12 protein-coding genes are annotated in these 11,106 nt (G+C 71.7%); 5 read left to right on the forward strand and 7 right to left on the reverse strand.

The window, feature by feature from the left end; all coding sequences use genetic code 11:
* Window positions 1–235: 235 nt before the first annotated feature.
* A complete protein-coding gene (locus ACIOD2_RS00105) occupies window positions 236–853 on the reverse strand; it encodes a TetR family transcriptional regulator (protein ID WP_400532547.1) in 618 nt (205 codons plus the stop codon).
* A 92-nt stretch (window positions 854–945) separates the two neighbouring features.
* On the opposite strand from ACIOD2_RS00105, the gene ACIOD2_RS00110 reads away from it, so the two are divergent.
* On the forward strand, window positions 946–2,169 hold the full coding sequence (locus tag ACIOD2_RS00110) for an acyl-CoA dehydrogenase family protein (protein WP_400532549.1): 1,224 nt from the start codon (window positions 946–948) through the stop codon (window positions 2,167–2,169).
* 61 nt (window positions 2,170–2,230) lie between these two features.
* Here ACIOD2_RS00110 and ACIOD2_RS00115 read toward each other — a convergent pair whose 3' ends face one another.
* From ACIOD2_RS00115 to ACIOD2_RS00130, 4 genes are read right to left on the reverse strand one after another with little or no spacing between them, the layout of a single operon-like run.
* Window positions 2,231–3,373 carry an NAD(P)/FAD-dependent oxidoreductase gene (locus tag ACIOD2_RS00115; RefSeq protein ID WP_400532551.1) on the reverse strand — a complete coding sequence of 381 codons (1,143 nt, stop codon included), beginning with the start codon at window positions 3,371–3,373 and terminating at the stop codon, window positions 2,231–2,233.
* Between the two features lie 17 nt (window positions 3,374–3,390).
* Window positions 3,391–4,155, reverse strand: coding sequence for an amino acid ABC transporter ATP-binding protein (locus tag ACIOD2_RS00120; protein WP_400532553.1), 765 nt, complete (start codon window positions 4,153–4,155; stop codon window positions 3,391–3,393).
* Window positions 4,152–5,066 carry an amino acid ABC transporter permease gene (locus tag ACIOD2_RS00125; RefSeq protein WP_400532555.1) on the reverse strand — a complete coding sequence of 305 codons (915 nt, stop codon included), beginning with the start codon at window positions 5,064–5,066 and terminating at the stop codon, window positions 4,152–4,154. Before ACIOD2_RS00125 ends, ACIOD2_RS00120 begins: the two co-directional genes overlap by 4 nt.
* On the reverse strand, window positions 5,063–5,959 hold the full coding sequence (locus ACIOD2_RS00130; protein ID WP_400532557.1) for an ABC transporter substrate-binding protein: 897 nt from the start codon (window positions 5,957–5,959) through the stop codon (window positions 5,063–5,065). Before ACIOD2_RS00130 ends, ACIOD2_RS00125 begins: the two co-directional genes overlap by 4 nt.
* Window positions 5,960–6,030: 71 nt before the next feature.
* Between ACIOD2_RS00130 and ACIOD2_RS00135 the strand changes: the two genes are divergently transcribed.
* Window positions 6,031–6,945, forward strand: coding sequence for a MurR/RpiR family transcriptional regulator (locus ACIOD2_RS00135; RefSeq protein WP_400532559.1), 915 nt, complete (start codon window positions 6,031–6,033; stop codon window positions 6,943–6,945).
* 49 nt (window positions 6,946–6,994) lie between these two features.
* Here the strand turns inward: ACIOD2_RS00135 and ACIOD2_RS00140 are convergent, their stop codons facing one another.
* Together ACIOD2_RS00140 and ACIOD2_RS00145 are read right to left on the reverse strand one after the other, a co-directional pair.
* Window positions 6,995–8,224, reverse strand: a complete 1,230-nt coding sequence (locus tag ACIOD2_RS00140; RefSeq protein ID WP_400532561.1) for an MFS transporter — start codon at window positions 8,222–8,224, stop codon at window positions 6,995–6,997.
* A gap of 27 nt (window positions 8,225–8,251) precedes the next feature.
* On the reverse strand, window positions 8,252–8,863 hold the full coding sequence (locus ACIOD2_RS00145) for a TetR/AcrR family transcriptional regulator (protein WP_400532563.1): 612 nt from the start codon (window positions 8,861–8,863) through the stop codon (window positions 8,252–8,254).
* A gap of 142 nt (window positions 8,864–9,005) precedes the next feature.
* On the opposite strand from ACIOD2_RS00145, the gene ACIOD2_RS00150 reads away from it, so the two are divergent.
* The 3 genes from ACIOD2_RS00150 to ACIOD2_RS00160 are packed head-to-tail and all read left to right on the forward strand — an operon-like array spanning window position 9,006 to window position 11,095.
* Window positions 9,006–9,581 carry an NADPH-dependent F420 reductase gene (locus ACIOD2_RS00150; protein ID WP_400532565.1) on the forward strand — a complete coding sequence of 192 codons (576 nt, stop codon included), beginning with the start codon at window positions 9,006–9,008 and terminating at the stop codon, window positions 9,579–9,581.
* 4 nt (window positions 9,582–9,585) lie between these two features.
* On the forward strand, window positions 9,586–10,587 hold the full coding sequence (locus tag ACIOD2_RS00155; RefSeq protein WP_400532567.1) for an alcohol dehydrogenase catalytic domain-containing protein: 1,002 nt from the start codon (window positions 9,586–9,588) through the stop codon (window positions 10,585–10,587).
* Window positions 10,588–10,633: 46 nt separating this feature from the next.
* Window positions 10,634–11,095: a nitroreductase/quinone reductase family protein gene (locus tag ACIOD2_RS00160; RefSeq protein ID WP_400532568.1), complete on the forward strand. Its 462-nt coding sequence runs from the start codon at window positions 10,634–10,636 to the stop codon at window positions 11,093–11,095.
* Window positions 11,096–11,106: the final 11 nt, after the last annotated feature.

The raw sequence follows: 11,106 nt of genomic DNA on the forward strand, positions 1-11,106 counted from the left end.
CTACCGCCGGTCAGGTTCGCCGGATTGGCCACCAGCTGATCCCGGCTCGGCCGATGGCGACCGTAGCGCCATTGGCTTGGCATCCCGCATCATCCGCTCCAGCGGGAAGTACCCGTACCCGCCGAGAAGCTGCACTGCGTCGGCACGTGACGTGCATCGCGACATCTGATGCATCGCACTTGGCGGCCGCGCCGGAGAACGAAAGGACGTATCGCCCGGCCGAGGCTCCGGAGGCTCAGGATCCCGGCCGGTCCGGGCCGATCGCGTCCATCGCGCGGTCGAGGAGTCGGCCCAGCTCCTGCGTTCCGTTTCCGGCGATCCAAGCCGCGACGGCTGCCTCCAGGCAGCCGAGGGCGCTCGCGATCAGCGCGCGGGGGCGGGGATCGGCCGGGTCGCGCGGGTCGGTGCCGAACCGCCGGGCGAGCTCGGGGCCGATCGACCCGAGGAACCTGACCTGCTTCTCCTGGTGGAGCGTGGCGAGCGCGGGGGTGGTCCTGGCCAGCGCCGCCAGCCGGTGCGCGCGTTCGGACTGGGTCGCGTAGTGCGCGACGAGCGGGCCCATCGCGTGGCGGAGCGCGGCCCACGGGGTTTCGTCGTCGGGCCGCTGCCGCAGAGCCACCAGCAGCTCGTCGACGGCCGCTGACGTCTCGCTCGCGAAGACGTCTTCTTTCGACGGGAAGTAGCGGAAGAAGGTGCTGCGCGAGATGCCTGCGGCCGCGCAGATGTCGTCGATCGTGGTCTGCTCGTAGCCGTTGTCCAGGAACAGGTCGAGCGCCATCTCGGCCACCTGCGCCCGCATCGCGCGCCGGGCGAGTTCACGTGCACCCGGACGATGCTCGTCCCGCCCTGTCATGCGCCGATGGTACTACACCTCGTTTGCGGTACTGTGGTTCCACAAACGGCACCGAGTCTCAGGTTGGCCGGCAATCCGCAGAGAGGACCGCCATGAACCGGCAAGAAGGACAGCTCGGCACGAGCGATCGGCTGGACGCGCTCGTCGCCGATCTGCCGGAGGAGGAGCTGGCGCTCGTGTCGGCGGCGTCGTCGCTGGTCCCGGTCCTCAGTGCGAACGCGGAGACCGCGGATGACACGCGGACGCTGCCCGGCGAAGTCGTCACGGCGCTGCGCAAGGAGGGACTGTTCCGCCTCGCCACGCCGCGGGCTTACGGCGGCCACGAAGCGGGCGCGTGCGCGGCGACGGCGGTCGCCGCCGAAGTGGGGCGCGGCTGCTCGTCGGCGGCCTGGGTGCTGGTGGTGTACTACAGCGCGAGTGTCGCCCTCTGGATGTTCCCGGACGAAGTGCGGCACCGGGTCTGGAGCGAGGATCCGGACGCGGCCGTGTGCGGCTCGTCCGCCGGTGCCGTTCCGGCGCGCGCCGTCCCCGGTGGGTACGTGCTCAGCGGCCGCTGGGGCTGGGCCTCGGGGGCGCACCACGCCACCTGGGCGATCCTCGACATCACGACGGGAACCGAGGGGGCCGTGCCGGAGCGCGGGATCGTCCTGGTCCCGATGAGTCGACTGTCCATCGAGGACACCTGGCGCATGGCGGGGATGCGCGGCACGGGCAGCGACACCATCGTCGCGGACGAGGTCTTCGTCCCGGAGGACCACGCTCTCTTCCCGGGCCGTGCGGCCGGTGCCGCTCCCCGCACCGCGGAGACCCGGACGGCCATGCGCGTGCCCGCCCCGCAGGGCCTGATGGGCGCGCTGGCCGCGCCGGTGCTGGGGATGGGCATGGCGGCCTACGACCACATCACGCAGAAGCTGGCCGACGGCAAGCCGCTGGTCTCGGCGGTGAAGCTGCATTCCCGCGCGATCGACGCGCCCGGTGTGCAGGCGAACATCGCCGACGCGGCCATGCTCATCGACTCGGCGATCCTGCACGCCGCACGCAGCGCCCGCGCCGTCGACCGGGCCACGCGTACCGGTGCGCGGATGACTCCGCTCGCCACCGCCCGCATCCGGATGGACGCCGGGTTCGCGGCGCGGCGGATCCGCGAGGCGGTCGACAAGCTCCTGGACGCCGGCGGCGCCGGCCGGTTCGCCGAAGCCAGCCCGGCGCAGCGGATCTGGCGCGACCTCGGTACGGCGACCCGGCACCCCGCCTTCGTCACCGAGATCGATCGTGAGCAGTACGCCCGGATGCTGCTGGGCCTGGATGGGCGGTAGCGCGCCCCGCTACGGTCCTCCTGGGCTTCTCCGCTCCGTACAGGGCATCCGCCAGCCAGAACTACACGACGCCCAGCCGGGCAAAGGTGAACGGCCGCAGGGTGTCCGGCCGTTCACCGTCGAGGGCCCAGGTCGCGAGTGCTTCGCCGACCGCCGGGGTCAGGGCGAAGCCGTGGCCGCTCCAGCCGGTTCCGACGAACACCCGGGCGGCGCCGGGTACCCGGTCGATGACCGGGATGAGGTCGATCGTGCTGGTGTCGGCGCGGCTGTTGTCGACCGCGAGCACCTCCGCGCCGGCCAGGGCCGGGAGCGTTGCCGCGACGTCGGCCAGGGCGGTGCGCAGGACGTCGGGGTCGGGGGTGCCGACGGCGGTCGCCGGGTCCCAGCCGCCCGGGCGGCCGCCGGACAGCATGACGTGTCCCTCGTCCGTGGTCTTGATCGACAGTGAGCGCCGGGTGTGGCCGAGCTGGTGGTCGAGCGAAAAACCGGGTGGGGGAGCCAAGAACGTGATCTGGGTGGCCTTTTCCCACAAGGGAAGGCTCATCCCGAACGCGTCGGCGAGGAGCCGCGGCGTCGACCGGTTGGCCGCGAGGATCACGCCCCGGGTGGCACGCAGGTGTTCCCCCTCGGCCAGGTGCAGGGTGACCGCACCGTCGGCGTGGGCGGCCAAGCCGGTCACCGCGGTGTGTTCGAGGACGCGCGCGCCCAGGCCGACGGCGGCTTTGGCGAACGCCCTCGTGGTCGCCGGGTGGTCGGCGGTGCCGTCGTCCGGGGTGAAGAGCGCGTACCGGATGTCTTCGGCGAGCCCCGGCTGCATCTCGTCGAGGCGCTCGCGATCGACGATGGTGCACGGGATTCCCGCCGCCTGCTGGGCTTGCGCCCGGGCCGGGAGGCTCTGCCAGCCGGACAGCCCGGCGATCTCGACGTCGTAGAGGTTGAGCAGGCCGTTGCGCCGGTAGCCGGTCGGGGCGCCGAGGGCCGCGTCCAGCTCCGGCCACAGCTCGAGGGCACGCCGCGTCAGCGGCAGTTCCCGGAGGTCGCGACCCCCGGCTCGGACCCCGCGACGGCCGGGTCCGCCCGAGGCGCCGGACGCGAGCTCGTCCGCCTCCAGGAGAACGGCTTCCGCGCCGCGGCGGGCGAGGTTCCACGCGGTGGCGGCACCCATGGCGCCCCCGCCGACAACGGCGTATTCGACGGATTGCACGTGCGATTCCTCCCTTTTCAGCGGACCCGCTCCAGGAAACGCCGGGTGCGGGCTTCACGGGGCGAGTCGAGGACCTGGGCGGCCGGGCCCCGTTCGACGATCCGGCCCTGGTCCATGAAGACGATGGTGTCCGCGACCTGGCGGGCGAAGCCCATTTCGTGGGTGACGATGACCATGGTCAGGTCGTCGCGGGCCAGGTCGCGCAGGACGTCGAGGACCTCGCCCACGAGCTCGGGGTCCAGCGCGCTGGTGGGCTCGTCGAACAGCATCAGCTTCGGGCGCATGCACAGCGCGCGGGCGATGGCGACGCGCTGCTGCTGCCCGCCGGACAGCTGCGCCGGGTAGCTGTCGCGCTTGTCGGAGAGCCCGACCTTCGCGAGCAGCGCGTCGGCGCGTTCGACGGCCTCGCGCCGCGGCACGCCGAGCACCCGGACCGGCGCCTCGATGAGGTTCTGCAGCACCGTGAAGTGGGAGAACAGGTTGAACTGCTGGAACACCATCCCGATGTCGCGACGGGCCCGGCGCGCTTCCCTCGGGGTGGCCTCCTGCAGGTCGTCGCCGGCCCACCGGTAGCCGACCAGGCCGCCGTCCACGAGGATCGACCCCGCCTGGATCTTCTCGAGGTTGTTGATGCAGCGCAGCAGAGTGCTCTTCCCGGAGCCCGAAGGCCCGATCAGGCAGACGACCTCGCCGGGCCGGACGACCAGGTCGACGTCGTGGAGGACGTGCGACGAGCCGTACAGCTTGTGCACGCTCCGGATCTCCACCGTGGGAGTGCTCACAGTTCCGCCTCCAGGGCCGCCCGGGAAAGCTTCCGGTTCGCGGCGGCCGACAGGACGGCTTCACCGCGGTTGAAGTACCGCTCGACGCGGCGCTGGAGGACGGTGAGCACCGCGGTGAGAACGAGGTACCAGAACGTCACGACCAGCAGCAGCGGGATCGTTTCGTAGGTGCGCGCGTAGATGATCTGCGCGCTGTAGAGGAGTTCGGGCATGGCGATGACGCTGACGATCGACGTCGTCTTCACGACGTTGACGAACTGGTTGGTCAGCGGCGGGACGATGGCCCGCATGGCCTGGGGCAGGACGATGCGGCGCAGGGCCAGCGCGCCCGGCATGCCCAGTGCTTCGGCCGCTTCGCGCTGCCCGCGGCTCACCGAAATGAGCCCGGCGCGGAAGATCTCGGCGCAGTACGCCGCTTCGTGCAGGGTGAGCCCGATGATCGCGGCACCCGCCACCGTGATGACGGTGTTCGTGTCCACCGTGAACAGGTCCGGGCCGAGCGGGACGCCGAGGGAGAGCTTCGGGTACAGCGCGGCCAGGTTGTAGAGCAGGAGCAGCAGCACGAGCAGGGGAGTCGCGCGGAAGACCCAGATGTAGGCGCCCGCCGCCGTCGTCAGCACCTTGTTCGCCGACTGGCGCATCATCGCCAGGGCGACCCCGACGACGATCGACAGCACCATCGAGATCGCCGCCAGCTCGACGGTATGCCCCAGCCCGAGCAGGATCGACGGGCTGAAGAGGTAGTGCCCGAACGCCGGCCACGAAAAGTTCCGGTTGGTGGAGGCGGACAGGAGCAGCAGCGCGGCGAGCACGACGGCGATCGCGCCGGCGACCCAGGTGCCGTACTTCTTCCGGCCGAGGATCCGGGCCGGGATCCTCGTCTCCGTGCCGGGGTCGAGGGAAACCGTCATGACTGTCCTTTCAGGATCTCGGTGTCGTCGAGCTGGTTCTCCTGGAGGCCCCACTTGTCCAGGATCGAGCGGTAGGTGCCGTCGGCCATCAGGCGCCGCACGGCTTCGTGGACCGCGCCGGTCAGCGGCGAGTCCCGCTTGAGCCCCAGCGCGACGATCGACCGTTTGTACCGGCCGGCCAGCCGGAACAGCCCCGGCGACTTGCTGGCGACGTACTGCGTCAGGGAGATCGAGAAGTACAGGACGTCGATGCGGGCGCTGCGCAGGGCGAGCACCGCCGCGTTGCCGTTGGGGAACAGGCTGATCCGCCAGGCGGGCCGGCCGGCGTCGGCGCAGGTGCTCGCCGCCTGGTCCAGCTGCCCTTGCTGGACCGACCCGACCACCACGCCGATCGAGCGCCCGCACAGGTCTTCGTAGGAGCTCACCGGGAAGTGCGTGTCGTGGGCGGCGAGGAACCCCTGCCCGCCGTTGTAGTAGGTGACGAAGTCGGCTTTCTTCCGCCGCTCCGCGGTGGGGGCCAGCGAGGCGAGCACCAGGTCGTAGCGGCCGGCGGCGAGACCGGGCACGACGGCGTCGATGTTGGTCGGCATCGGGACGGTGCCGACGCAGAACACGTCGGCGATGGCCTGGCTCATGTCGCGGTCGAAGCCGACGATGGTCGCGTCGTCCTCGGCGTAGTACGCCATCGGCGGCGTGTCCGGCACCATCGCGACCTGGAACGCGCCGCGCTGGCGGATCGGCGCGGGCAGCGCCGCGTGCACGGCCGGGTCGCAGCGGCCGTGGGGCCGGGCCACCGCGGTGGGGTCGGCGGCGCCGGCCGAGCCGAGCCCGCAGCCGGTCAGGGTCACCGCCAGGACCAGTGCCGCGGCACACAGCCGGGGAGTCCGTCGCATTTCACTACCTCCGCCCGTCGGGGTGATGTAGTGTGTACTTCATGAAATCTCGAATGTCTAGTGGGTACTAGATGGAGCCGACGCTCACGAAACGCATCGCCCAGGTCCGGGAGCAGCTCAGCGCGGGCGGGATCCGGGTGGTGGACTTCTTCGCCGCCCACCCCGCCGAAGCCTCGGTCTTCTCGGCGCAGGAGATCGCGCAGCGCGCGGAAGTCAGCGACGCGACGGTCATCCGGACGGTCAAGCAGCTGGGCTTCGCCGGCCTCGGCGAACTGCGCCGCGCGGCCGCGGCCCTGCTCAACCCCGTCCGCGACCCGGAGCAGACGCTCGCCGAGCACCTGACCCAGTCGGACGACAACCTCCTGGCCAAGATCAGCCAGGAGGCCGCCGAGCTGGTCCGCGCCCTTCCCCGCTCCGTCGGAGGGGCGATGTTCGACGCCGCGGTCGCCACCCTCGCCGCGGCGTCGGACGCGCTGGTCGTCGGCTACGGATCGGCGCTCCCGGTGGCCCAGTCGCTGGCGCTGGGGTTGCGCCGCATCGGGCGGATCGCCGCCGTGACGGGCCTGACGGGCTACAACTTCGCCGACGAGCTCGGCCAGCTGCGGCCGAGCTCGGCGCTGGTGCTGGTCGCTCCGCTGCGCCACGTCCGCGAACACGACGTGGCGATCAGCGAGGCTCTGCGTGTCGGCTGCCCGATCGTGCTGATCACCGAGATGCTCGCCAGCCACTTCGCCGACCGCGTGGACACGGTGCTCGTCACGCCCTCGACCGAGCACGTGCTGCCCAGCGGCCTGGTCAGCCAGCTTCTGCTCGTGGACGCGCTACTCCTGGCCGTCTCCGCCACCGATCCGGACCGGGCCCTCGACGGCTGGAAGGCCACCAACCGCCTGCGCACCGAACTGGTCGCAGGAAGCCTGGACGTTCCGCTGACTCCGTCCATCGCCGCGAAGATCGCCGCGTCGGACCGGCTCGAGGACGGCGAATAGCGGCTCGGCACCGACACCGGCACCATGCTCGGGGACGCGGCAGCGGAGGTCAGGCTCGCCGGATGCGGGACAGGAGCAGCAGCACCGAGGGGGCCAGCACGGCGTAGGTCAGTGCCGTCCAGAGGATCAGGTGCCCGGGGCTGACGAAGCTGCCCAGCAGCCCGGCGAGCAGGAACCCGGTGCCGGAGGCGATCTTCGCCATCACGGTGGAGAAGCCGTAGATCCGGCCCAAGGTGCCGGGGGGCAGTTCGGCCGTGATGCGCGCGTCCGCCACGACGCTTTCCGGTCCGTAGCTGACGCCCCACAGCAGCCAGCCGACCGGCAGCATCCACCACACTCCGCCGAGCAGGCCGAGTGCGCTGCAGAGGCCGTAGACCACGTTGGCGCGGATCAGCAGCGAGGTGGTCCGCACCCGCCACCGGAGGAGGCCTGCCGCGGTCACCCCGGCCATGGCGCCGATCGAATAGGCGGACAGGGCCCAGCCGTAGGCGCCCTTCGGCGCGTCGGCGAGTGCTGCCAGGTAGGGCACGGCCAGCGTGATGGTCACGGCGACCGCGACGCTCGCGAACACGTCCGAGACGACGCGGGGCACCACCACCTCGCTCGCCCGCGCCAGCGCGAAGAACTCACGGAATCCGGGAGGCGTCGCTTTCGGCGGGTGCGCCTCGACCGGCAGGCCCGCCGGCCCGGCTCTCCTCGCGGTCAGCAAGAGGATCAGCCCCACCACGAACGTGCCCGCGTCCACCAGCAAGCCGACCCGCACGCCGCCGACACCGATCAGGGTCGCCCCGACGGCCGGGCCCAGGATCGACGACAGCAGGCGGGTCGCGCGTCTCGCGGCGGCGATGGACTGGGGGTTGTGCCGCATCCGCTCGCGGACGAGCGCTTCGCCGGACGGGTTGCCGAACGAGCCGAGCGACCCGGCCAGGACCCCGACGAGGACGAACAGCGGTCCGTTCGCCCCGGCCATGGCCGCCAGGCACAGGACCAGCGCCAGCCGGAGCACGAAGGTCGCGGTGACCACGTTCAGCCGGTTCCACCGGTCGGCGACGGGGCCACCGAGCGCGGCGAAGGCGCTGCCCAGGAAGAGCTGCCCGGCGAAGGACCCGGCGAGCAGCCCGAGGCTGCCGCTGTTCTGGTAGATGACCAGCGGCACGACGACGGTCGTCACGCCGTCGCCGAGTTCCGAGACGGCGAAACCGAGCAGCGGCCCGCGCGAGTGCGGGGAAGTCAGCGGCTCCGCCAAGGAGCGCAGGCGACCCGTCGCGGCGGTGTTCATCGGTCCATCCTGCCGCGCGCTCGGGAACTACGGCTTCTTGAGCCGCCTCCGGTTGGCGGCCAGGACCTCGTCCGACAGGTCCGGGGCGGCGTCGGCGATCGCGCGGGCGACGGTCAGCGCGCCGACCATCTGGCTGAACAGCGCGACGGCGCGCTCCCGGGCCTCGGCGGAAGTGAGTTCGGTGCCGGACTGGCGCGCGCGGTCGAGCAGCATGTCCGTGATGGCGGCGAAGTAGCCGTCGAGCCCACGCCGGTACTCGGCCTGGGCGGCGGCGCCGTGGCGGCCGGCGTCGGAGGCGAGGGCGGCCGAAGCGCAGCCGGCCTCGGGGTGGTCCCGGTGCTCGGCGCTGACGTACCCGTCGACCATGTCGTGCAGGGCCGCGCGCGCCGAACGGGGATGGGCTTCGCGGATCGCTTCGAGCGCTTCGAGCGAGTCGGTGAAGCCCTGGTGGAGGACTTCGAGGGCGAGGTCGTCCTTCGAGGTGAAGTGGTTGTAGAACCCGCCGTGCGTCATGCCGGCCGACTTCATCAGCTCTTCGATGCCGATGCCGTCGATGCCGCGCAGCCGGAACCCCTCGCCGGCCGCGGTGACGATCTTTTCGTGGTTGAGCTGCTTCTGCTCCTGCGTGATGCGCGGCACGTCGACCACCTTCCTGCCTCTTCCGATGTTACGCATCATCAAACCCGGGTGTCCACGCCGGAGTCCGACTTGACAGTTAATGATGACGATGGCAATCATAAGTTTTGATGGCGGACGTCATCAAAGCCTGGAAGGGGCGGTCATGAACTTCGGCACCATCGGCGCCGGGACGGTCGCGCAGGCCATCGCCGGTCACCTCGTGGCGGCCGGCCACGAGGTGACGCTCGGCAACAGCCGCGGTCCGGACACGCTGCTCGACGTCGTGACCCGGCTGGGACCGCTCGCGAGCGCGGGCACGGCCGGCGAAGCGGCCGCCGCCGACATGGTCTTCCTCGCGGTGATGTGGCCGCAGGTCGGTGACGCGCTGGCCGGGCTGCCCGCGTGGGACGGCCGGATCCTGGTCGACACCACCAACACCTTCGCCGACCTCGAGGGTGGGACGGCGAGTGAGTTCGTCGCGGACCGTGCGCCGGGCGCGCGCGTGGTCAAGGCGTTCAACACCCTCCACGCCCCGTACATCGCCGCCGATCCCCGGCACGCGGAAGGGCGGCAGCTGCTGTTCTACGCCGGTGACGACGAGGCCGCCAAGGCGGACTTCCACGAAGTCGCCGACGGACTCGGATTCGCGCCGGTCGACGCCGGGACGCTGCGCGAGGGCGGTCGCCTGATGCAGATCGGCGGCCCGCTCTCGGCGCTGCACGCCCTGAGGCAGGACTGAAGCCATGAAGGCACTGGCCTACGAGAAGGCGCACGCGCTCGACGCGTTCGCCGTCAACGTCGCCGAGGTCGCCGAACCTCGGCTACGCGACGGTGACCTGCTGGTCGAAGTCCGGGCGATCGGCATCAACCCGGGTGAAGCCGCGATCCGGCAGACGCGCAGCGCCGAGCCGGGCGGGCGGGTCATCCTCGGCTGGGAGTTCGCCGGGGTGGTCGCCGAGGCCGGGTCCGCGGCCACCGGGTTCGCGGTCGGGGACCGGGTGCTGGGCACCGGCGACATCACCCGCGACGGCTGCTGGGCCGAGCGCGTCGCGGTGGACCACCGGGTGGTCGCCAAGCTCCCGGACCGGCTCGCGTTCACCGACGCCGCGTCGCTGCCCATCGGCGTCCTCACGGCCGGGGAAGCGCTGTTCCGCGACCAGGACGCCCTGCCCGCCGGTGTCGATCGCGTGCTCGTCATCGGCGGCGCCGGTGGCGTCGGGTCGATGGCCACGCAGCTGCTCAAGGCCACGACGCCGGCGTTCGTGATCGGCACGGCCTCGCGGTCCGAGTCGCGGGAGTGGGCGACGGCGATGGGCGCCGACCTGGTCGTCGACCACCGCGGTGACCTGGCCGGGCAGCTCCACACGGCGGGGATCGGCCACGTCGACCTGGTCCTCTCGACCGCCGGCACCAGCGGCCACCTCGGGGCGATCGTCGAGGTGCTGCGACCCTTCGGGCACCTGGCCGCCGTCGACGTCACCGGTCCCCTCGACCTGGGGGCCTTCACCGGCAAGTCGCTGTCGCTGCACACCGAGATGGTGTTCAGCAGGATCACGGCCGGCGGTGACGTCGCCGGCCAGGGCCGGATCCTCGCCCGCGCGGTGGACGACGTCGTGGCGGGCCGGCTGCGCCCGATCGTCACCACCACGCTCGAAGGCCTGACCGCCGAGACCGTGAAAGCCGCGCACGCGCTCGCCGAGAGCGGCCGGACCATCGGGAAGACCGTGATCCAAGTCGCCGGCTGAAGCCGGTGAACGCATGAAAAACCCGCCTGCGAAAGGAAGTTCCGACGTGACCAAGGATCTGCTCGAAGGTGAGTACGTCCCCAGCACCAACACGATGACCCGCGACCAGGTCGAGCTCTACGAGCGCACCGACGGCCGCGAAGGCGCGACGATGGGCGACAGCCCGGTGGTCGTGATGACCATGCGCGGCGCCCGTTCGGGCAAGCTGCGCAAGGTCGCGCTGATGCGCATCGAGCGAGGCGGTGTCTACGCCGTCGGCGCGTCGGCCGGCGGCCAGGCCCGCAACCCGGGCTGGTTCCACAACCTCGTCGCGCACCCGACGGTCCAGCTGCAGGACGGTCTCGAACGCCGGCTGCTGACCGCCCGGGTGGCCGAAGGCGCGGAGCGGGAGAGCTGGCTGGCCTACGCCGACGAGCTCTACCCGTTCTTCGCCGGTCATCGCGCCCGGGCCGTCGAGACCGGCGACCGCGAGGTGCCGCTGATCCTGCTCGAACCCGCCGAGAGCTGACCCGGCCCCGC

Origin of the sequence: Amycolatopsis sp. NPDC088138, assembly GCF_044741685.1 — a bacterium.
Classification (GTDB): domain Bacteria; phylum Actinomycetota; class Actinomycetes; order Mycobacteriales; family Pseudonocardiaceae; genus Amycolatopsis.